The following is a 23,396-nucleotide window of genomic DNA, read 5'->3' as shown; positions in this document are numbered from 1 at the left end:
TTAATTAAAGGTTAAATATGCTACCTCTACTACCGGGCCGTTGTACGGTACGTTGGCGCCGTTAGCATCTTTCAAGTTACCAGAAAACTGGTAGCTGAACTTAGAAAGTGTGGTACCTGCAGGGAGCGTAATCAATTTTTCAGGAATGAAAGAGTAAGAATATAACTTATCTGATTCTTTTTTAGCTACTATATTAGCTCTTTGAGCAAATTGATTCCCAGCACCATCGTAAAAGGTAATGGTTACTTTGATATCGAACAAACGCTGTAAACTTTGATCGGTTGCTAAATCCTGGTGGAAGTACACCGTAGCCATATCGGTTTGGTCTAACTTTGCCGGAAAAATCCTGAACTGCGATGGAGAGAACACCAAAGGATCGAACTTGTAAGGCTTATAATCTGGTGTTTGCTTAGAACCATCTTTTGTTTTAGCCAAAAAACCGAAATTGATTAGCTCTGCCGGACTTTGACCAAATAGCGTAGTACCGGTGAACTTGTAAGTAAACTTATTGGTGGCAATTTTGGTGAATTTGGCAGATTCAGAAGAATTAGTCCACTGACCGTTTACCAAACCATCTTTCCCGCCACCAACACCATCGTTGGAGAAAATCCAGATGTAAATATCATTTAAACCAGCTAAAGGCGTATTGGAAACGTCTAAAGTAATGGTCACCTCGTCTTCAGCTGTAAAAGTTGCCGGACTAAAGGTTACTTGAGAAAATGCCCACAGTGAACATAAACTGAATAGCATCGAGAATAAAAACTTTTTCATCATGTTACTTTTTAGTGAACTCGTATTTGTAAGAGATAATCACCTTACCGTTAATTGACTTATTTTTAGTTAGATAAAACTTACCGCTACTTAACCCGGCGTAAGAACCTAATTTTAACAAATTGGTAGTAGTACCATTTTTCAATGTAATGGTAGTTGGTGCCATTGCGTCATCTGCCGTCCACGTACCAGAGGTTAAATCGGCAATTTTTGGAGAGTTACCGTTAGTGATAGTGAACGTAGTAGGGTTACCAGACGCATCACCTAACAAAGCAATAGTTAAATCTTTGTACGGATACACATTGGTAATATCCAACTCTTTGTACGGGAAGCCTTTAGTAGCGGCATCTTGATCTACCTGTGTTACTTTGGTTAATCCCCAAGTTCCCTGTATTTGTTTCACCACATTTACCTCCGAAGTAATTGGGCCAAATTTTTCTGGCTTACATGCAAAAACAAAGAGGATGCAAGCCAATAATGAGAAATATTTTAACGTTTTCATCTGTTTATATTTTAATTACAACCACCTTCTGGATTACGAACAAAACTTGAATTGGTAGCCATTTCACCTTGTGGAAATTGTAATACTAAACCATTGCAATTCCAACTAGCGCCGCGTCTATCGATATTTTCGCCTTTAGCACCAATCCTTTTTATTTCCGAAATTCGATTACCTTCACCAGCCATCTCAATACTACGCTCAAATCTTGCGTTAGTTCTGATTAAACTGGCTGATGACCCAACTGGGATTGACTTGGTACCCCCGTAAGCTCTACTTAGGATTTCATTAATATCCTGAATCGCAACGTTTAAATTCGTGTTAGTTTCAGCAGCCGACTCAGCCCTGATTAACTTCATGTCAGTTAGGTACAATACTGGAATCTCAAACCTATCACTATTGTATTTTTTAGTAGCAACAAAGCCAGGATATTTTACTGTTTCGTACAAAGCTTTTCTAGTGTCGGTGGCGGTATTAACCGTAGCCCAAAAAGCGCTGTTAAAACGCAAAGTAGGCAGGTTAAAATCAGATCTAAACTGTCCTCTTAATTCACCTCCCGGTTCATACGTACCTCTGTTATTAGTAATTTTAAAGATACTTTCTTTACATCCGGTTTCCGAAAATCTAGAAGCATAAGTATCCAAAGTAAATTTGTTCGATGCAATTACCTGATTAGCATAAAGGTAAGCGTTCGCAAAATCATTCATCTGAAAATACACCTTCGCAAGCAAAGCTTTAGCAGCCCATTTAGTTGCATAACCATTATTTTCATCGGGCAACTTCACTTCAGCAATTTTCAAATCAGCAATAATTTGATCGTAAACTTGCTTTACAGTGGCTCGTTGTTGTGTACCGATGCTTGCCGCGGTTCTTAAAGGCACACCGAGGTGACTGTTATCAGAAGAATAACCGTAAGGCTGTGCCCATAATTTTACCGCTTCGAAATGTCCTAACGCTCTTACAAATAAAGCTTGCCCTTCTAGGTTGTCTCTAAGTGAACTGGTAACGCCAAGGTTTTCTAATACGACATTTGAACGATAGATCGCCTGATAAATGTCTTTATACATGTCGTTTTTGTAGGCGCCAAAAACTGATGTTTTTCTGCCGTAGATCTCGCCAAAGTCTCCGTTTAACTGAGAACCATCAAGCTGATCGGCAAGCAATTCGCCCATTATCTGAATTTTACCACCAAACATATTGGTTCCTCCAACAATTTGGTAAGCGCCGTTCATCTCTTGCACTACGCCCTGCTCATTAGCCAACGCCACTGATTTATTGATAGATTCAACCGGGGTTGCTTCTAAAAATTTCTTACATCCAGTACCAAAACCTGCCACCACAGAAAGTACAAGGAATGATTTCCATATATTGTTATACTTAATTTTCATCTCTTTTTCTTTTTATCTTGGTTAAAATGATGTTGTTAAACCAAAGGTGATCGACTTTTGTTGTGGAGTGGTTAAGTAAGTCACATTAGGACTCATATTTCTGTCCTGAGGATTTTCGAAATCACGAGCAATCTCTGGATCGCCACCTGGATATTTGCTGAACGTTAACAAGTTCATACCAGTAGCAAATAACCTTAAGCTTTGCAATTTCAGTCTACTCACTGCTTTTGCAGGAAGTGTATAAGAAAGTGTAACTTCTCTCAATCGAACGAAAGTTGCATCATATAAAAACATGGTAGAATTGTATTGCCATTCACTTGACAAACCTGGATAGTTGCCAGCATTCATCGTTAAACGAGGGAATTTAGCTACATCACCTGGTTTTCTCCAACGATCAGCAATATCTTCCCTGATATTCCAATCAGTTACTACACCTAATTGGCGCTTAGCTGAGGCATCATACAAATTGCCACCGATAGCAAAAGTGAACATCGTGTTTAATTCAAATCCTTTGAAATTGAAAGTGTTGGTTAAACCGCCAACATAATCTGGCAATATCTTACCAACCGGCACTCGATTATCTAGCGAGAACGTTTTAGTTTCAAAGCCATCTTTGTCTAACCAAATGGGCAAACCATCGTTTGGATCAACGCCTTTATATCTTACCAAGAAGTTAGTCCCAATTGGATATCCTTCAGCAATACGGGTATCGTTAGTACCACCACCTACTGCATCTGGACTAAAACCACCTAAACTTATTACTTCATTAAAGTTTTTTGAAGCATTTAACCTGGTTGTCCACTTGAAGTTTTTACCTTGGATATTGATGGTGTTTAATGAAAGCTCGTAACCTTCGTTTAAAATTTCACCAACGTTCAACCAACCTTTATCAAAACCTGTTGACGGAGGAATAGCACTATTGATTAGGGCATCAGTTGTATTTTTCCTGTAGTATCCTAATTCACCGCTGATACGTCCGTTAAACAATCCGAAATCCAAGCCTACGTCTAAGTTCCTTCCTTCTTCCCATTTCAAGTTAGGGTTTTCAGCATTAACTGGGAATAAAACCGGACGACCGTTATACGAACCGCTGAACTCAAATTTTTGATAGTATTCGCCACTTGGGAAGTTTGAACTACCTACCAAACCATAACTAGCTCTTAATTTTAAGTTGCTGATTACTTTGCTGCTTTTCAAGAAATCTTCTTGATTGATGTACCACGATCCAGAAATTGATGGAAAGTAACCGTATTTGTTATTCGGCCCAAATTTCGATGAGCCATCTCTACGAACAACACCTTGCAAATAGTACTTATCTTTATAAGAGTAATTAACACGTGCAAAAAGCGAAGAAAAAGTCTCTTTGCTGAAACCTGTGTAAAAGTTTAGACCACCTGCATTAGCACCTAAACGCATCGCCTCATAATAGCTGGCTAAGTCCTTGTTAAATGGACCATCTGCTTCTCCTCCAATGCCGTTCCTGTATAAAGTTCTGTCCGAAAATTGCGACTCCACACCCGCTAAAAAGGTCAATTTATTATTCGAGTTGATTGCTAAATCATAAGTTGCCGTTCCAGTTACGGTACGGTTAAAGATGCTCGTTGGATATGCGTTTGCATAACCTCTACTAGCATTTCTTAATGAAGCAGGGGTAAATACATTATCGTCAACATCTAGATTATCCATGTTACCGATAGCTTTCAAGCTTAGGTTTTTAACTGGTTTCAATTCCAGTGTAATACCACCAATTAAACGTTGGTTAATTGTTTTCCAATCTAATAAACCAAGATTTCTTGACGGGTTAGCGCCATTTGCAAAGAATGAACCATCAGCGTTATAAACTGGAAAAATTGGCAAAGCGGTAGACATCGCATCACCTAAACCGCCAGCCCAAGCTGCATTTACACGATTATTTGTTCCTTTATCATAACCAATATTGATGTTAGTAGTAAAGTAAGAAGTAGGTTTTACATCTAAGTTTACACGGAAACCGTAACGTTCATAAGAGTTACCTTTCAAATAGCTATGATTATCACCGTAACTAGCGGAAATGTAGGTGTTAATCTTTTCTGTTCCTTGGCTATAGGAAACGGATTGATCGTTGGACTTGCCAGTTTCAGTAACAACACCCCACCAATCAGTGTCATTTTGACGAGCCTGTGCCCATGTTAAACCACCTGGCAATGGAGCCAAACCTGTATTGCCATCATTTGTCCAGGCCTCTTGGCGCAAGGCTAACCATTCAGAACCGTTAGCAAATTTTGGCTTATTAGCATAAGTACTTAATCCGTACCTACTAGACAATGTAATAGTAGGTTTCTTCCCTGCTTTACCGCGTTTTGTCGTCACCAAGATCACACCATTTGCACCACGCGAACCATAAATACCCGCTGCAGCAGCATCTTTTAAAATCTCAATAGACTCGATATCATTTGGATTGATGGTTGCCAAAGGGTTTTGGTTCATTGCACCGCGGTTACCAGCGATAAAAGGGTCGGAAGTGATTGGAATACCATCTACTACGTATAGCGGATCGCCACCTGCACTGATAGAACCGATACCACGGATACGAATTACCGAACCACTACCTGCCAAGCCACTACCTTGAGTAACTTGTACGCCAGGGGCCTGTCCTTGTAAACTTGCTTCAAAACTTGGTGTAGGTAAAGCTGTCAACTTATCGCCGCTTACTTTAGAAATGGCACCAGTAACTTGTCGCTTGGTTTGCGAACCGTAACCTAATACCACAACATCGTCTAGCATTTGACTGTCAGATTGCAAGTTTAAGGTTACTTCGGTTTTACCAGAAACTTTAACTGTACGCAGTAAAGTTTTGTAAGCGATGGAACGCACTTCGAGAACTACATCACCGTTGGCGATTCCTGGAAATTGGAACATACCGTTATTGTCTGTTGACGCGGCTTTGTTAGTTCCTTTGATAAAAACAGAGGCACCTGGCAATGGAAGCCCGGTTTCATCTAGCACCTTTCCGGAGATAGATCCAGTTTGCGCCTGAACCTTCAATACCATAAAGATAAACAGTAAAGAAAGCCCCCGTTTTAGTAAGTAAAATATTTTCATACTTAGGCTAAATTTGATTAATGAATTTGGTTAGAATTTTAGTTAAAATACACGAAGGACTAATTTACAAGTAGAAACTAGTAATCAAAATTTATTTGAAAATTAATTTTTTGCGCTAAAATCACTGATTTTTCCAACGTAATAAATCACACTTAGTAGCGTAAAAAATTCAATAAACGAATAAAAAATAACCAATAATAAAATATTGATAATCAAATATTTAAAAATAAATTAAAACTTAAGAAAGTGTAAGCAAAACACTAAGCTTAATGATACACTAAATAACGGGAACGTTCCCGTTATTTGCGGTGCATTTTGAAACAAATTTTCGGGAACGTTCCCGAAAATTTGTTAAAATTCTTCCTAAAATACACTAAGTGATAAAAATTTTTGAAAAAACAGCCTTGAAAAACCGCTAGAAAAAATGAGCTTATTTAGCGGTGGATTTACGACCGTAAAGCTTTGATTTTAGTACCACTTCCTGAATGGTTTCTACTGACTCCTGACCTTCTAAAATATTAAATAAGAGCTGTGCTGCCTGAGCTCCTATCTCGGTAGCAGGCTGTGTCATTGTGGTTAATGAGGGATTAAGTAATGGAGCAATTTCGAGACTAGAAAAACCGATAACTTTCAAATCATCAGGGATACGTAAATTCAAATCAAAGCATGCGTAGTAAGTGGCGAAAGCTAAACGTTCTACAGAAGCAAATACGCCGTCAGGCTTTAAATCTTGCAGTGCATTTTTGATGATCAATGCGTTTTCTTCATAGCTGTTACTACAATCTACAATAAGCTTTTCGTTAAAAGGAATTTCGTACTTTGCCAAAGCATCCTGATAGCCCCGCATACGCGTTTTACCAATACTTAGGTTTTTATTTACCACGAGGTAGCAAATGCGCTTGCAACCTTGCTGAATCAAATGTTCTGTAGCTTTAAAACTGCTGTCGTAATCATTTGTAATCACTCTGGGTGCTTCTATGTCGTCATAGATACGGTCGAAAAACACTAAAGGTAATCGCTTTGCGCCTAAATTATTTAAATAGGCATGATCATCGGCCTCTCCTGAAGCAGACATAATGATACCATCAGCACGGCCGTTATGCAAATGCCTAATGAAATCTACTTCTTTTTGATAGTCATCATCCGTTACGTAAATTAAAATATGGTACTGGTGCTGACGAGCAATACGCTCAATACCGTGAATGGCCTGCGAAAAGTAGTTATTAGCCAACTCAGGCACAATGATAGCAATAGTACGGCTCTTTTGTTCCCTTAAGTTGCTAGCGTAGTGATTGGGCTCATAGTTAAGTTCACGAGCCTTTGCCAATATCTTTTCTTTGGTATCTGGTTTAATATCACTATTATCCCGAAAAGCCCTAGATACCGTTGATTTAGAGAGGTTAAGTGCTTCGGCTAATTTTTTGATATTAATGCGCTCCATTAAATTTAGCGGTTAAGAAAATGATATTGCTAGTTTGTTTGAGTTCGGTTACGACCGGTGTAAAAGTTATGAGCAAATATAAGTGATAAATTTTCACATAAAAAAACCAAGGCTACAATAGCGACCTTGGTTTAATTCAAAAAACTGTACAAAACTATCCCCTCATCACGCCAATTTTCTTTCCATCAAAATCTGGGAATAAGATCTTATCATTATTGATGCCCAAATGCACATCAGCAACCTCACTAAATACACTTCTAAAATCGGTGGTTACGGCTAAATCTCGTCCGTCCTCCAAATTTTCTTTCGAAAGTGGGTTTACTACACCATGCACTAATCCGCCGTTTACGCTATTGCCTAAAATGAAATTACATGAACCTCGGCCATGATCTGTACCACCAGTTCCATTTTGAGCCACCGTACGGCCAAATTCTGTCATTGTCATTACCGTCAGATCATCTTGGTAACGAGCTAAATCATTCCAGAAAGCCATCATGCAAGTACTTAAATCTTCCACATTTCTAGCAAAAACACCGGTATCTTTACCTTGGTTAAAATGTGTATCCCAACCTCCAGATTCAGCAAAGGCAACTTCTAATCCCACATCCATTTTAATCAATTGTGCGATTTGTTTCAAAGAATTTCCAAGTGCAGTTCCCGGATAAACAACGTTATTTTCAGGTTTGTAGGCTTTTACATCGGTTTTTTGCAGCATCTTAATCGCCTCAAAACTTTCTTTACCTGTATTTTTCAATAAACCAGAGGAAGTTTGATCATACAAATCCTCAAAACTTTGCGAAGCCATTTTAGCACCATTGACGTTACCACGCATTTGGATATTAAAATCAGCGAGGTTCTTGATAGCTACAGCTGGATTTTCGCCATAAAATGAACGAGGTAAAGATGAGGTTAAGCTTACGCCTTGGAATGGAGTTGCACCATCGTGGCCCAATAATCCAACGGCCCTGTTCAGCCATCCGCTGGTTGTGCCCTTTTTAAATGGCGTACCTGATTCCATGAAATCTTGTGCATCAAAGTGTGAACGGGTATTATTTGGCGAACCGATGCCGTGAACTATCCCCAATCTCTTCTCCCGAAACATTGGCTCAAAAGCACCCAGAGACGGATGCAGACCAAATCTTCCGTCTAAATCAATAAGCGGTTTTTGGTTAGGCGCACCTTTAGCCGCGGTCATAAACAACGAAGGGCGAGCTGCCTTTAAAAAGTTATCAGTGAATGGTGTTACGGCCATTAAACCATCCATCGCACCGCGTTGGAAAATACAAACTAATATCTTCTTTCTTTTAAATAGCCCCGGTGCAACAGTGCCCGCTACGGCATCAGCTAAAAATCCAGGAATACCACCTAAGCCGATGCCAAATAATGCTAAACCGCCAGCTTTTAAAAATCCTCTTCTAGAAACCATAACTTTAAAATTTATTTACGTTGAAACTCTGGCGAACCAATAATTACCCCTACAACTTGCGCCAACATGGTATTGGTTCCAGCTTTTTGTTTAATTACCGGATCTTGGTTAATTTTTCGTCCATCACCTAATGTCGCTTTCCCATTCCTACCGGCTTTCATATCCATATCCATAGTTGTATCGGCAGGTTTTGGTGCCGCAGCATTATTTTTCTCAGCAGCAGTTGCTACCTTATGCTGCAGATTTGGATCGTTCAGCATTGGTTTTAATCGAGCTACCGTTTCAGTAAGTTCACGCTCAGGCATGATAATTTTACTGTAAGTTACCAAAGCGGCTTCGGCACTTTCTGGTTCTTTATTGTTGTTCAACGCTGCCAAATTTAAGCTTACACCCGGGATGCGCTGTGTAGCCAAAGCCAAGCCAAAATTCATACGGTTAAGCAGCGAGCCAGTGTTGATCCAGTATTGACCATTATCAGGGAAACCTGTAGGCGCTTGATAATAGTACATTTGTTGCCCCATTTTATTGATCCAAGTATAGAGCTCATAAGGTCTATCTATTTTAGCATCCAAACCACGAACCGCACTCATCGCTAACTCAAACGGTGATTTAGTTTTTTCTCTTAAGGCATCTTTAGACCAAAATTCCGGTGAGTTTACCATGGTAATCAGCACGCTTTTAATATCTCCATTGGTAGCACTGAAAGTTTTCGCCATTTTATCAACTAGCGATGTTGGAGGCGTATCGTTAACAAAACGTACCGCTAATTTTTTAGAGATGAACTTCGCAGTAGATGAGTGATGAGCTAACATTTTTAACAGCTCAACACCTTCATCATAACCACCACCAGCAGGAAATTTATGTCCTAAAACCACTTTCTCGCCATTATCGTGTCTGTTCATATTGAACATAAAATCTCCATCAAAAACAAAACCTTTCTGCTGCAAATTACTTTCACCAAAGCGGTCAATCATTTTCTTAACTGCGCCTCCGTAACCAATTTTACCCATTGGCGCTATCGTCCAACCAGTAAGCACCCTAGCGGCCTGCGTTACATCGCTTTGCGTATAGCCACCGTCAACACCCATGGTATGCAGTTCCATTACTTCCCTAGCGTAGTTTTCATTTAAACCACCTTGTCCTTTTTTCTGCTGCGCTTGTTGTTTAACTTTTTCCATGCGCTCCTTCGCTCTTTTCTTTTGAGCCGGTGTGGCGTTTGCGCCCATCATCATGTCCATGCTTTGGTCTTGCGCAGCTACGTTATTTCCGGAACTGGTAAAGTTATCTAAGTAGAGTAGCATTGCTGGCGATTTCGCTGTTTTCACCAACAGGTTTTGAAAATCTCCGAATACATTTGGACGAATGATGTCTCTTTCGTAAGCGGGAACGTAGGCGGCACATTGTGGTTTATTTAGTGCCACGTTGAAGTGGTTAAACCAAAAATCGGTCATGATTTCTCTTAACTGATTCTCAGAATAAGCTGCTCTTAAAATTTTCTGACTAAAAAATTGACGGAAAAGTTCTTGTTGAGGACGATATCCTTTGGCTTTCATATAAGCTTCCAATCCCTCACGTTCATTTTTTCTATCGCCTTTAGCTAAGGAATCTTTGTTGATATAACCCTCATCTATCGCAAATCGTCTGATACTGGGGGCACGCGGAAAAGTATCTTCCACTTCTGTATTAGTCATGTTAATCGCATCAAATTTGGTTAACATTTCCCCTAAGGTTTTATCATTTTCGTCGCCTTTTAACTGCTCAGATAACCATTTTTCAAGTCCCATTTTGGCAACTTCCTGCACTTGCCCGGGTTTTGCTCCGTAGGTAAAGCGACTTAACAGATGTGCGGCCGCCTGTTCGGTAGTTAATCCCGCCTTTTTGTACGGCATTGCAATCTTATTAGCGGAGCCTGCAAAACGAACGAATGAAGACAATAAAATTGCAGCACAAAATAAGATGATACTCCAATAAAAATTACGAACACTACTTTTCATATCTTTTGGTTTAGTTCTGTTAGTATGACCTTTAGAAAATGCAAAAGGATTAATCGAACAAATAAAAAATATGCGAAAAAGCTCTAAAATGCATCTCTAATTAAAATAAACAACGTTTTAAACACTTGGTTTAGTGAATCAATTTACCAAATAAGTTTAAGAGAAATTAATTGTAACCTAAAATTAGATAAGATGCTATAACATTAGTGGGCAAAATAATATAATTGCTATAGCCCAACTTTAAACTGAATACACTGATAAAAATTAAGGCGAATAAATACTCGCCTTTTGCCATCATCAACATTTGTTTAATGATTAGCTATAATTTAAAAGTTTTGAGAAACCTAAGATTTAAGTGCTGACCAATCTACTTTCTTTAAATTTCTGACTGGCGGACCGGTGATCACTTTTCCATCAATATCATATCTTCCGCCGTGACAAGGACAATCCCAACTTTGCTCCAACTTGTTAAATTTCACTATGCATCCTGCATGCGTACAAACCGCACTAATGGCTTTAATATGTCCATTTGCTGATTTACTAACCGCCACTTTTCCAGAAGTACTGTCTACAACCACACCTTCGTTTGGGGCCAATGCATCAACAGTATTAAGCTGCTCGGCAGTAAACCTATCTGCAACAAAATGCCAAGCCACATTTGCATTTTCCGTTACAAACTCCTTAAAACCAGCTATAGGTTTAATTCTAGAGGGACTGAGTAAATCTTCATAATCATTAGGTTGGCCAGTAATCAAATCGCTGATCATTTTGGCACTTATTGTTCCCCAAATCATTCCGTTTCCATTGAAACCGGTTGCCACCCAAGTATTTTCATCAGCCATTGGCATTTTTCCAATGTACGGCAGCCCATCAACAGGAATATAATATTGTGAAGACCATTCGAAACTAAACTGATCTACTTCAACATATTGACCGACATAATCTCTTAAATTCTGTAAAGCTTCAGCCGGACTTCCCTGTCCAGTTTTATGATCTTCGCCGCCAACTAACAAGATCTTTTTTCCGTCAATTAAATGCGTTCGCCAATAATGATAAGGCTCCTGCATATCATACCAGAGACTATCAGGATATTTGTCCGTTTTTAGCTCAGCTCCTACTACATAACTGCGGTAAGGTGCGCAGGAAAAATTGAATAAATTAATGCCAGGCGGAATATGTGTTGCGTATACTAAATGTTCGGCGAAGATTTCCAAATCACCTAACTGCACCAAGTGGCATTCATTTTCCATTTTGCTAGATTTAAACGCCGTATATTCCAATACATCGCCACCTTTTTGCAAAAACTCTTTTAATAAGCCACTGATATATTTTATCGGATGAAATTGTGCTTGTCCATCAAACATTAAAGCACTTAAAAAAGCCATCGGCAGCGGCGCATCTTTGCCTACCTGTGTTACGCTTACGTTGGCCCGTTTTGAGGCTTCATAAATCTCATTAAGCTGTTTTTGCTGCTTTTCATCTTCGGCATACAGGTAAGCCTTTTTTTCTTCGAAATCGGCATCAATTTTTAAGTCGCTGATATGATTTTTGATGATTAAAATGGCTTCCTTTGTAGCTTTTGCCACTAAGCTAGCTGCGTCTTCGCTAAAATCACGTTCGATTTCTGGATAGGTTGCATCCAAAAAAGTGTTGATGTGCGCACTGGTGCCACCTGTAGTTCCTGCACCTACATTACTGGTGTCAATTAGTAAGCAATCCAATCCTTGGTTTTGGAGCATCAATGCAGTAGTTACACCGGTAATGCCAGCTCCAACGATTAAAACATTATATTTCTTGGGTAATTCAGCCTCTTTTTCCTCTACAAATGGTACTGCCTTTTCCCATGGTGATTTGCTTTTACCATCTCTTGTGTTCATATTCATATCATTTAGTTTCAATTAAACCTTTAACTAGTGCTTTCCATTGCGGGTAAGAAAAACCCATCATTGCTGCCCAACCCACAAACATGTTGCGTAAGTTATCCAACGTTCTTGTGGTGTATGTGTTAGCCTGTTCGTTTCTGCCATGCTCCTCGGCATAAATATGCTTCCCAATGCGTTTAATTTGAAAAGTTGAAGTAGCTTGTTCCGTTAAAAAATGTGCTGTTTCGTTATTAGTTCCCGAAAGGGGATTGCTTGCTGGCCTCGCCCTTAAACTGATCATATCCATCCCGGCTTCGCTTTCTTCTGCTATTTCTTCAATTTTGACCCAATCGTAACCCTTTCCCAGGGTAGTACCCGGCCCAGGGATATCAATACGCAGATAATCCCCTACCTCGGCATCTCTTTCCACAATATTCCCGAAGCCATTGGTAAGCTTAAAGGTTGATAAGGCAGTACCTGCCAGTTCAGCCCAATGATTTACATCAAGCAATCGTTTTCTTGCTATAAAGAAGAAATCCACGGCTTCTGCTTCGGTGGCAAATGTTCTTTCTTCTTTTACGTCTAAATATTCGCCCAACCTTTGTTTGGGGATATATTGTTTTCCAAAATCATCTGCTGTATTCATGAATTGTATTTATTGCTAATGTTAAATCGTATAGCAACCGAAAAAGTTCGACCGTAAAACAAAACAGGTAGTTTACATCGGGGGACGAGTAATTAAGTCGATGAAAGGGTAAACAATACCCGTTTTTAAAAACCCAACAACCTAGTGCCTCGCTGGCCTGTTTCCATTACAGTAAATTTTAATCAGATGAGACTTTTAATCGCATGTATTTGCTTAGTTGGAGCATTGAGTTCCTGCCAACGCAACCAAGACACTTGTAGTCAAAATGATTTGACGCAGATAGCTAAAACACCAAAAGACAAAGCTTTAACCACTGGCACCCGCAATGCATTTGCTATAGAAGCTGCCATGGGTACCATGATGGAAATAGAAAGCAGTGCACACATGATTAAGCACACTGAAAATAGAGACATTCAGAACTTGGCTACCATTATGCTGAAAGATCATTTAATGGCCGAAAGAGAATTAAAAAACATTGCAAAACAAGCCAAGCTTTATGTGCCACAAGAGTTATCGAAGGAAAAACTTGCAACGCTTAATCATTTAGATGGACTGGATGAATTTGAGCGAAACCTTTTTTATGCGCAGCTAATGGTGAAGGAGCATGAAACCGCAGTTAAACTTTTCTCGCAGGGACGAGCCGATAGCAATACCAAACTAGCAGAATTTGCTGCGAACAAATTACCGCATTTGGAACATCATTTAGCCGAAGCAAGGTTGGCGTTGGACATTATGCGAAAAATAAGTGGTGATAAAGGCGAGTATCCTTTAAAAATTAGTCAATCCAGAAATCACGAACATACAGATTAACTTAAGAAACGATGAACAACTTTTTACCTGATTTAACGCAGCTTGCCCAAAAAAGAGCATTAATTACTGGCGGAACCAGTGGCATAGGTTTAGCAACCGCCCAACTTTTAGCCAAACACGGATTAAGGCTGTACATTATTGGCAGAGATGAAGATAAGCTAGAACATGCCCTAGAGCAGATTAAAGGAGAAAACGAAGATTTGGAAGTTTACGGAATGAGTGTAGACGTAACGCAATCGGCAGCCCTCGATAAGCTGTTTGACAGTATTCACAAAAATTGGGGCGGATTAGATATTTTGATCAACAATGCAGCCTTAGGATTCGGAAGCATTTTAGAAGGTAACTTTCAAGATTGGGATTATCTGGTAAAAACAAATATTACGGCCTACTTAGCTTGCTGTAATTACGCTGCAAAATTAATGCAGCAACAAAATGATGGGCATATCATTAATATTGGTTCAATGAGTGCAGAAGCTAGGCAAGAAGGAAGTTCAGTTTATGTAGCTAGTAAATCAGCACTTCAAGGATTTTCTGAAGCATTTAGAAAAGAAATTAATGACGATGGCATTTGCGTTACGCTGATAGAGCCTGGCGCAGTGGATACACCAATGCAAGAAAGCTCACAGGAGGAAAAAGACGAAAAAATACAAAAATTAGAGATGTTGTTAAGTGAGGATGTGGCCAGAAGTGTGCTGTACGTACTAAGCCAGCCTAAAAGATGTGCCATAGTTGATTTAAAGATTAGACCTTTGAAACAGTTGATTTAATGGAACCCTATACCGCATTAACGCTACAAACGGCCACAGACTTAGCAAAGCTAAATCCCATTGAAAGTATAAAAAACCACAACATTGTTCTGGATATTTATGCTAACGATAACTCATTATGGTTAATAAAAACTTGGAAAAACGGGATAAAAACAGGCTTTAGAGCAGTTTATGATGAAGGCAATGCTTTAGCTTTAGCAAAGCTCGATCACAAGGACGACAAAACAACGGTAACTCTTAAAACAGCAGCTGGCACCTACATCACTAGCATTAAAATCATTGAAGACTCCCTATTTCGGTACAGCACAACATTTACCCCAACAGCAGATTTGCTATTTGCTTATTCTCCAAAGGATATACTCAACTTCACCAACGATTGGAAACTTTTATCCACGGGTAAAGTACATACGCAACAGGTGGGCAATAGATCTGGAATTTTATACTTTTCGCTAAATAAACCCAACACTGGCGGCATCTTTTATTTTCAGAACCTTACTTCATTAAATGCGTATTTTGAGCAAACTAAAACTTCCGGAGCAAGTTTAATTGGTGCCGAATGGCCAGAAATTGGATTTTCTATCCCGATTTCCCCCGACCAACCGCTGAAAAAAAACCAAACTTACGTGCTAAGTGATGCATTTGTTTTGACCGAGGATCAAGTACCTAAAAATCAACTTTCCATCTGCAAAAATTACCTTGTAAACTTAGCTGCAATTTACCAGCATCTACCTAAACCCGAAACCATTAGTCATGACTGGCTTACGATTGGTGAAAATGGCATCAAGGATATGGAATTGCATCCAGGTTGTTGGAGTTATCAGGGTGGCCATCATTATTTAACCGCTTATTTAAGTGATTATGCAACCCCACCAGAAATTATGGTACAGTTAGCTGTGCTGCTGCCGGTAATGGAGTATCTTGATTGGAAGGGCGAGGCATCGCATCCAATTGTGGACAGACTGAAAGATGGATTGGAAGCGTTTTACAAGCCTGAGTTAGGGACCATCGTACGCTGGTTGCCTGACGCAGAGTCTAACTTGGACTATTCCGAGGAACAGAAGAAACCTAATGTAATGGATGCTTGGTACCTGCATCACCCGTTGATGAATTTAGCCAGATTAACCGCAAGAGGCGGTGAAAAAATTGCCTCGAAGTTACTGATGGACTCCATCGAGTATGCCATGAAAGTAGCCAGGACTTTTAATTACCAGTGGCCAGTTTTTTATGAGATGGACACGTTGAATATCCTCAAAGCGGAAACCGCAGAGGGTGCAGGCGGCGAAAAAGATGTACCTGGAACTTATGCGGATTTGATGTTAAAACTCTGGGAAATTACTGGAGAAAGGAAATACTTCACCGAAGCAAAACGTAGCGTAGAAAGATTAGAAGACGAAGGCTTCGATGTTTTCTACCAAGCTAACAACACCACTTTTTCTGCGATAGCATTACTTAAACTTTACAAGCTTACCAAAAAAGAAAAATACCTAGACTTGAGCTACATGTGCTTGGCAAGCATTTTCAACAACGTACAACTTTGGGACAGTAACTACGGCTATGGAAAAAATTTCCCTTCATTCTTTGCTATTTTTCCGCTAAAGGATGCGCCTTACACCGCAGCGTACGAAGAGCAGGAAGTTTATGCTGCGCTGTATAATTATTATCAGGAAGCCAAAGATATTGAGTTATTACCCGCGGTGAGAATGCTGATTGCCGAATTTATGAAGTATGCCATCAATAGAGTTCCCTACTATTTTGCGACGATGTTGCCTAAAGAAATGTTGTCTACAGAAGTTAAAACTGGAGAAATTGATCCGAACTTGTGGATTGCGCTTGAAGATTTAAGAGATGGCTGGGAACAAGCCGGACAAGTAGGACAAGAAGTGTACGGTGCGGGAATATCCTTTGGGATTATTCCAAGGCAATACTACAAAGTAAAAAGCGAAGACTTCATGGTTTTTATAGATTACCCCTTAGAGCGTTTTACAAAAAGAAATAACAAAATTTATGTAGCAATCGGAGGAGATGGAAATGGTGAATGTAAGCTCCAAATTATTGATTCGACAAAGAACGCCTACATTTTCGAACTATATTTAAAAGAAGGTAGAGAACAGCTACTGTTAACACCTGACAGCAAGCAAAAAGAGATCATTAGCTATAAACTGAAGGCCAAATCGGAAGCTATTTTAACTTGGAAGAAAAAGTAACAGTAGGACTTTGATGATCCTACTGTTACCTAATTTACTTATAGCACAGAGCTATCGCCAGAACGTCGACCATCTAAATCTTCTTCTTCTGCATTGCTACGCTCATCATCGCTTAAACCTTCTTCTCTAGTCCAACCCGTACGATTAGTTTCTCCTTCTTCATCAATTTGTGGCTGCGAATCCATTTGCGAATCATCTTGCATTCTTGATTGCGCATCTTCACTTATTCCATTTTCATTGCTTTGCTCCCAGTTTTGCCCACTACCTTGAAGCTCCTGGTTTTGCCAGTCGTGTTGGTTTTGTTGGCCTTGCTGAGATTGCTGCCCACCTTGGTTTTCGTAATCGGGATTACCACCTGCTGAAGTCGGCATTTGATCATTACCTTGTTGTTGGCCTTGGTTTTCTCTTTGTTGAAACGTGCCCTGCTCGTTTCTTTCTTGTTCATTTTGATTTTGATAGTCCATGATATTTAGTTTTAAGTTTTTAAAAAGAATACTGTGGTTACAGCTTTAAATACATAACAAACTAAAAGCAAAAAAATCTCCGAGATTCGACCGAAAAAGTATTTAGAGCATCTTTTTAGGTACATATACTTATTTCGCTGAATGTAGTACCCAATCGGCCTTTATGGCAAAGCAATAGCACGCTAGCGCTGTTTTATTAAAACGTACAAATCATATGGATATAAAACTCATCATAGGTATAGGTGCCGGGGCACTTACGGCAATATCGGCAATGCCACAAATATTTAAAGCGCTTAAAACAAAAAAGGTAGCACATGTTTCGCCATTTATGTTTATCATTTTAGCCTTGGGCAATAGCGCTTGGATATGGTATGGTATCTTACTTAAAGATTTGCCAATCATCATAACCAACTCCTTCTCGTTAGTTATGGATATTACTATGCTGATTTTAAAACTACTTTACCACGAAAAAGAAGAAGCAGAAGATAATTAATCGATCTTTAGCATAGCTGCAAGCATCATTTTTAACAGGCATTGACGTTTCGATTTTACAGATTTTATCTTCTGATCTTACTTTCATTTTCTCTTCACCATACTAACATGAATAGCGTCGCATTATTTTATCATTGACTTACAAAATCTTGATTTCCGCTTCGTTAAGCCGTTTGATCAAACCTATCATCAGCTCACTTTTAAACATTGGCTCTGCATAAATATTTTCAACCCAAGCCAACAATTTAATTTCGATGGCACCGGCAGCAATGGTATTCACCAGCATTTCGGGAGGTAAGTGATCCATGCGATGTTGCGTTTTTGCAATTTGTTCTTCTATCAACTGCTTTAACTGATCCAAGTTGGTTTCAACAGGCACCTTAAAAAGCAATTCCGTTTTAACATAGTCATGGCTTAATGTCCAATTCACCAACCTTCCTGATAACAGATCACCATTGGGAATAATTACTTCTGAGCCTTGTTGGGTAAGTAGTTTGCTGGACCGAATACCGATATCCTTCACCCGTCCTTTTTTATCGGCAAGTTCCACAAAATCGCCAATGCGAAATGGGCGTTCAAAAATTAAAATCACCCCTGAAACAAAGTTGTTAACGATATTTTGCATACCTAAGCCAATTCCCACGCCCAACGCTCCTAATACAACAGTAACTCTATCCATAGGTAAGCCTGAAGCAGTTAATGCCAAAAGCAGTGCAACAATTATTATCACCAACCTGATTAGTGCTACTTTTGAACTTTTTTGCTCTACTTGTCCCTCGTAGCTCAAAGTACCCTCGCCGAAAACAATAGGCACACTCTTTTGTATTTTATTTGCGATGTAGATGATGAAGATGAAGAACAAAATATTCCCGAAGGAGAAGTGAACGGCTCCAAATGCTCGGGGTTTACTTAGCGCATTTTGCAAGCTGTTAAAAAGTACATCCATTAAGTTGAGGTGATTTAAGAACACGACGCTCCAAACCACAATAGCTAACCACCATAAGATTTTTTTAACAGACTCCCGAGTTTTGCCGTGGTTAATTCTTGAAAATATTCCTTTGCTGCAAGCGCTGATTCTAATTTGGAGCTCAAGCGCATCTAATAATATTTGGATAAAAGTTGCCAACGCTAGTAGCTGTATCCAACCAACAACGCCCGCCAATGCTAAAACTTTCGACAAACTTAACCTGCCAAATACATTCAACAGGATGGCTAATCCATTAAGGAAAATTCCTACTGCAAATACTGCCTTAACATACTTTTTGGGAAACTGCTGCAATCGTAATTTTGAAAAAAACCGTAACCCCAGGTAAATAAAAAATAGATGTAGGCCAATAAGCAACAAACGAAATGCAATGCCTTGATTACTGACGGTAGCTACACTGATTAGAATGAAATATGCCACGATGAATTGTATCCAAACTCGCCATTGCGTTGCTGAAAGTCCAGAAAGATGTTTGGTAATTGCCAAAAGGAGTACCATTTGGATAATTTCGATGTAAATTGATGGCGCATCATTCTCCAAAAGCGGCAAAAAATTTAAAGCAACTATTAAAGTGGCTAAAAAAGGGAAAGGATGCAGATCGGTAAACTTCAGTTCTCCTATTTTTCGTTTCACCGCTGGCCTGTTTGCAAGCCTAGCATTACGATGCACCCAAACGAAAAAGACAAGCGCCATCAACCATAATAATATCCGTTTATCCCAAGTTGAAGAAAAGAAATATTGGATAATTTGCTTTTGGCCGAGGTAAGAATTTTCTATCTGTTCCCAAATACTAGACTTTTCATTTGCCAACCAGGTTGATTCCCATAAAACAGGCACCTCCCTACCCAACGCAACTTTACCCTGCTGCTGCATTCGGTCGGCAACTGCTGTTTTTAGGTCGTTAATTAAAATATCTATTGCCGAAACTTGCGCCAATAATTTTCCAGAACGTTCCAAATTGGCGCCAGTAATTTCTCCCGTATTTTGCAACCTCAGTTTTATCACCTGAAGTTGATTCCGGTAAAGTGCTTTATCTATATCCTGAGATTGATCGGCTACCAACACTGTATCGTTGCTGAGCGCCAATACTTTCTCCATCATTTTTTGAAGGTTGTCGTTGCTCTTCATCAATGCATTCTTCACCTTTTCCAGCTTGTTTCCTGCATCTTTCAAAATCAGCTCATAACTTTGTAATGCCTTCGTATCAATGTCCCGGGCTTTTAAACCTTGTTTAAGCGCAGCCACATCCGTATTAATTTTTGCAACAGCCGCCGCAATCACTTCGAAATTATAGCCTTGCTTGTTGCTTGAGTTCACTTCGGTAACAGTAGATTGTGCCTGCTTAATCTTAAACAGTAAAGTATCAGGTATTTTTGACGTAGAATCCGCTACTTGAGCATAACTAAACAAGCTCGAAATGGTAAGTAAAAGTAGTAAGGGAAGTTTTGCTAAAGGATATTTCATTTTATACTAACTAAAAAAACCACCCCTTGGAAGAGGTGGCTTACACACAAACACATAAAATTTATAAATTATTCGCTAGACCATTCGTCTTTCCAAGCGGTAGTTCCAGCGGATGGCACGTTAATTTTCGCAGTATCTTTTCGTCTTTTCACGGGACCTTTTAACGCTTCGGCTTTTTGCAGATCTTGTTCCCAATCGGCATTCTTACGCTGCGCCAATTTATCCTTTAACTGATCAATTGTATCACCAAGCCACTGTCCGCAGGCTTTTCTGGTTTTAGGCATCGCAAAAATTAATGCTACACCTGCGAGTGCAGCAAGGCCAGCTATTGCGGCTACCTTACCACCCGACTTATTAGGCATTAAATAATTCGTCATCATATTTTTTCAATTAATGTTGATGTTAACTTGTTGCTTTGGCCATGTCTCTTAGCGCCTTGATCGTGTCATGCGCTTTATCAATAGACCTAGATTGTGCCGCTAAAGTATCCATAGCTTCTCCAATCAAACCACCTTCGGTAAGTGTGGTGTGGTAAGCTTTTTTAATGGCATCTTCACCGCGTTCAGCTTCAGACAAAATGCTTGCTCTATCAGTGCCACCGAAAAGTGCCTTAACATCAATCCAAACTCTGTGCAAAGTACCGGCCACCGTATTTCCTGTATCTGGATCGCCATCTCTAACCGCTACCAAGGCGGTCAATTCCTGACTAAACCTTCTACTTTGAGCAGCATATTCCTGAAAGATCTCCTTTAAGTCAATGTTTTCATCGTTGATATCTGCTAGTACTTTCTCAAATCCTGATGCCCTGTCGTTATTAAGCTCAATGAGCTCGTTCAGTAAACTATTTGTTGTTGCCATTGCTATATGATTTAATGTTTCTGATGATTTTATAAATTGGTAAAAGAACGAGGCTTTGGTTCCCATCAATCCTTGGCCCCATCCTTTTCCATCAATCACAACATCGAAAAAAAGTGTTGGTTTTACACAGCATTTAAATCACGTATTTTGCAAGTAAAATACCCGTTGGCATGCCAAGTTTTAGCAGATATACTTGACAGCTCGGTTATTGTGGGAATTTGATCGATCGGAGGCAATTATGCCACTTAAAACGTGAAGAATTGAATCAACTGAATTGAACCATACGTTAATTAACTTCGGTTTTTGCTATATTCGTTAAATAATGCAGCAATCCGCCGATAAATCTTTAATTTCCGAAGAAAACCAACTCCTGTTAGCAATCGCTGATGGTGATGAGCGAGCATTTGAGCTGATCTACTACAGGTTTTCTAAGAAAATTTACTATTTCGCTTTCAATATTTTAAAAGATGAAATGGCTGCGGAAGAAGTGGTGCAAGAAGTGATGTTGAAAATTTGGAATACCCGAACCACACTTGCTGCAATTAATCATTTTGAATCTTACCTCAGGGTGTTATCGAGAAATATTGCGCTTAACGCATTACGCCGCCAAGCAATTGAAAATAGGGCCAATGAAAAGCTAAAATCTTATTGGAAAGCGGAGAGCAATGATACTGAAGAACGCATAATGCTGCAGGAAACGAAGAAATTACTGGCTCAAGCGATCGCAGAGCTCCCACCACAGCAGCGAGAAGTGTACAAGCTTTGTCATCAGCAGGGGCTAAAATACGAAGAGGCTGCCAAACAACTTAACCTTGCGCCATCAACGGTTGCCACTCATATGAAATTAGCGCTTCGATTTTTACGAAATTATTTGAAGCAACACGGTCATTTAATGGTGATCTGCATCATTTTTAAATTATTTTAACTTTTTTTCATTTCCCGTTACCTCGGTGGTAGGGTTAAGTGTGTCTATAGTTAAAAGAGCGTTAAACTCGCCATCTAAAAACGCCTGAAATATATGACTAAAGAAAGAATTGCGCATTTACTGAAAGCCTATCAAAATGGTACCGCTACGGAACTTGAAAGGGAAGAGTTTACCAATTTATTAAACGAACATGGCAGTGCGGATTTTTTTGAAAGTTTACTCGATGATCAGTGGATGAGCATTAATGAGGATGATTTAAAGCTTGTTGAATTCGCAGGACAAACTGCATTGTTAGATCGCATTAAAAATCAAATTCATTCTGTCTCAAAACCTAAAAAAATCAGTCTTTTGCGCATTGTGGCTGCCGCAGCCATCGTTTTATGCATCTTAAGTATCGGCATTTACCTTACAAAATATTTTAATGAACCAGAGGAAATTTATTTTGCCAATGACGTAGCTCCTGGTAAAAACGGTGCAACGCTTACCCTAGGAAATGGCAAAAAAATAGCGATAAATGATGCCTTAAGTGGCGATATCGCTAATGAAGCAGGCGTAAAAATTTTCAAAAATGAAAAAGGACAGCTCATTTATCAGGTAATTGAGACCCAAAATAGTGCTTTAACTTTCAACACGCTTACCACAACACGTGGCGAACAAACAGAAGTACTCTTACCAGATGGGACATTGGTTTTTCTTAATTCGCAATCTTCGCTGAATTTCCCAACCAATTTTAAAGGTGCTAAAGAAAGGAAAGTAACACTAACTGGCGAAGGTTATTTTGAAGTGACCAAGAACAAACTACAACCATTTATTGTAGCCAGCAACCAACAGCTGGTAAAAGTACTGGGCACAACATTCAATATTAACGCCTACACTGATGAACCTCACACCGCAACCACTTTATTGGAAGGAAGTGTGAACATCACCAATACCAATAACCAACGAAGCGCAACATTATCTCCGGGCCAGCAGGCTACGCTTTCAACTGACCAATTGGAAATTAAAACAGTAGAAACCGATGACGTGGTAGCTTGGAAAAATGGATATTTCATGTTCAACAACGAAACCTTATCAACTATTTTAAATCGGGTTTCGAAATGGTACGATGTTGACGTGATCTATAAAGATGATGCGATGAAGAATAAAACATTTTTTGGCTCAATCAGTCGCTACAAAAACATTTCGGAACTCTTAAAAATCATACAAAAAACCGACGTCGCTACTTTCGAAATCAAGGGGCGTCAGGTGATCGTGAGTTCAAAAAATTAATTATAAAAATCAACAACCACTAACCTAAACAAACAAATGAAAAAAGACCT

The 23,396-nt window shown here is 39.4% G+C and carries 19 protein-coding genes; 6 read left to right on the top strand and 13 right to left on the bottom strand.

From position 1 onward, the window contains the following. From ACY2A0_RS11870 to ACY2A0_RS11830, 9 genes are all read right to left on the bottom strand, one after another. Positions 1-774: a hypothetical protein gene (locus tag ACY2A0_RS11870; protein ID WP_461791525.1), complete on the bottom strand. Its 774-nt coding sequence runs from the start codon at positions 772-774 to the stop codon at positions 1-3. A gap of 1 nt (position 775) precedes the next feature. Continuing rightward, the gene (locus ACY2A0_RS11865; protein ID WP_461789747.1) at positions 776-1,273 is read right to left on the bottom strand and encodes a DUF5004 domain-containing protein; all 498 of its coding nucleotides are present in this window, start codon (positions 1,271-1,273) and stop codon (positions 776-778) included. Positions 1,274-1,284: 11 nt separating this feature from the next. Then, on the bottom strand, positions 1,285-2,658 hold the full coding sequence (locus ACY2A0_RS11860; RefSeq protein WP_461791524.1) for a RagB/SusD family nutrient uptake outer membrane protein: 1,374 nt from the start codon (positions 2,656-2,658) through the stop codon (positions 1,285-1,287). A 21-nt stretch (positions 2,659-2,679) separates the two neighbouring features. Beyond that, positions 2,680-5,739 (bottom strand): SusC/RagA family TonB-linked outer membrane protein, encoded by a 3,060-nt coding sequence (locus ACY2A0_RS11855; protein ID WP_461789745.1) that lies wholly within the window; start codon positions 5,737-5,739, stop codon positions 2,680-2,682. 430 nt (positions 5,740-6,169) lie between these two features. Further along, positions 6,170-7,180, bottom strand: a complete 1,011-nt coding sequence (locus tag ACY2A0_RS11850; protein WP_461789744.1) for a LacI family DNA-binding transcriptional regulator — start codon at positions 7,178-7,180, stop codon at positions 6,170-6,172. Positions 7,181-7,334: 154 nt separating this feature from the next. Continuing rightward, positions 7,335-8,606, bottom strand: coding sequence for a DUF1501 domain-containing protein (locus tag ACY2A0_RS11845; protein ID WP_461789743.1), 1,272 nt, complete (start codon positions 8,604-8,606; stop codon positions 7,335-7,337). A gap of 11 nt (positions 8,607-8,617) precedes the next feature. Continuing rightward, the gene (locus tag ACY2A0_RS11840; protein WP_461789742.1) at positions 8,618-10,600 is read right to left on the bottom strand and encodes a DUF1800 domain-containing protein; all 1,983 of its coding nucleotides are present in this window, start codon (positions 10,598-10,600) and stop codon (positions 8,618-8,620) included. 344 nt (positions 10,601-10,944) lie between these two features. Next, positions 10,945-12,477, bottom strand: a complete 1,533-nt coding sequence (locus ACY2A0_RS11835) for an FAD-dependent oxidoreductase (RefSeq protein WP_461791523.1) — start codon at positions 12,475-12,477, stop codon at positions 10,945-10,947. 7 nt (positions 12,478-12,484) lie between these two features. After that, a complete protein-coding gene (locus ACY2A0_RS11830) occupies positions 12,485-13,108 on the bottom strand; it encodes a hypothetical protein (protein WP_461789740.1) in 624 nt (207 codons plus the stop codon). Positions 13,109-13,294: 186 nt separating this feature from the next. On the opposite strand from ACY2A0_RS11830, the gene ACY2A0_RS11825 reads away from it, so the two are divergent. From ACY2A0_RS11825 to ACY2A0_RS11815, 3 genes are read left to right on the top strand one after another with little or no spacing between them, the layout of a single operon-like run. Continuing rightward, the gene (locus ACY2A0_RS11825) at positions 13,295-13,918 is read left to right on the top strand and encodes a DUF4142 domain-containing protein (RefSeq protein WP_461789739.1); all 624 of its coding nucleotides are present in this window, start codon (positions 13,295-13,297) and stop codon (positions 13,916-13,918) included. Between the two features lie 11 nt (positions 13,919-13,929). Continuing rightward, positions 13,930-14,685, top strand: a complete 756-nt coding sequence (locus tag ACY2A0_RS11820; RefSeq protein WP_461789738.1) for an SDR family oxidoreductase — start codon at positions 13,930-13,932, stop codon at positions 14,683-14,685. Beyond that, entirely contained in the window at positions 14,685-16,889 is a 2,205-nt protein-coding gene (locus tag ACY2A0_RS11815; protein ID WP_461789737.1) for a hypothetical protein, read from the top strand. The genes ACY2A0_RS11820 and ACY2A0_RS11815 overlap by 1 nt, the downstream gene beginning before the upstream one ends. Positions 16,890-16,927: 38 nt before the next feature. Here ACY2A0_RS11815 and ACY2A0_RS11810 read toward each other — a convergent pair whose 3' ends face one another. Further along, complete coding sequence (locus ACY2A0_RS11810; RefSeq protein ID WP_461789736.1) at positions 16,928-17,353, bottom strand: hypothetical protein; 426 nt, start codon at positions 17,351-17,353, stop codon at positions 16,928-16,930. 214 nt (positions 17,354-17,567) lie between these two features. Here ACY2A0_RS11810 and ACY2A0_RS11805 point away from each other — a divergent pair, with 214 nt between their 5' ends. Then, positions 17,568-17,846 (top strand): SemiSWEET family sugar transporter, encoded by a 279-nt coding sequence (locus ACY2A0_RS11805; protein ID WP_461789735.1) that lies wholly within the window; start codon positions 17,568-17,570, stop codon positions 17,844-17,846. Positions 17,847-17,984: 138 nt separating this feature from the next. Here ACY2A0_RS11805 and ACY2A0_RS11800 read toward each other — a convergent pair whose 3' ends face one another. The 3 genes from ACY2A0_RS11800 to ACY2A0_RS11790 form a co-directional block, all read right to left on the bottom strand. Continuing rightward, positions 17,985-20,294, bottom strand: coding sequence for a mechanosensitive ion channel family protein (locus ACY2A0_RS11800; RefSeq protein ID WP_461789734.1), 2,310 nt, complete (start codon positions 20,292-20,294; stop codon positions 17,985-17,987). A gap of 68 nt (positions 20,295-20,362) precedes the next feature. After that, positions 20,363-20,674, bottom strand: a complete 312-nt coding sequence (locus ACY2A0_RS11795) for a hypothetical protein (protein ID WP_461789733.1) — start codon at positions 20,672-20,674, stop codon at positions 20,363-20,365. Positions 20,675-20,696: 22 nt separating this feature from the next. Then, positions 20,697-21,152 carry a ferritin-like domain-containing protein gene (locus tag ACY2A0_RS11790; RefSeq protein ID WP_461789732.1) on the bottom strand — a complete coding sequence of 152 codons (456 nt, stop codon included), beginning with the start codon at positions 21,150-21,152 and terminating at the stop codon, positions 20,697-20,699. A gap of 322 nt (positions 21,153-21,474) precedes the next feature. Here ACY2A0_RS11790 and ACY2A0_RS11785 point away from each other — a divergent pair, with 322 nt between their 5' ends. Next, positions 21,475-22,077, top strand: a complete 603-nt coding sequence (locus tag ACY2A0_RS11785) for an RNA polymerase sigma factor (protein ID WP_461789731.1) — start codon at positions 21,475-21,477, stop codon at positions 22,075-22,077. Between the two features lie 93 nt (positions 22,078-22,170). Then, positions 22,171-23,346 carry a FecR family protein gene (locus ACY2A0_RS11780; protein WP_461789730.1) on the top strand — a complete coding sequence of 392 codons (1,176 nt, stop codon included), beginning with the start codon at positions 22,171-22,173 and terminating at the stop codon, positions 23,344-23,346. Positions 23,347-23,396 lie beyond the last annotated feature (50 nt).

The sequence above is a fragment of the Pedobacter sp. genome (assembly GCF_965249885.1).
Taxonomy (GTDB): domain Bacteria; phylum Bacteroidota; class Bacteroidia; order Sphingobacteriales; family Sphingobacteriaceae; genus Pedobacter.
This window is presented reverse-complemented; position numbering and strand designations above follow the sequence as displayed.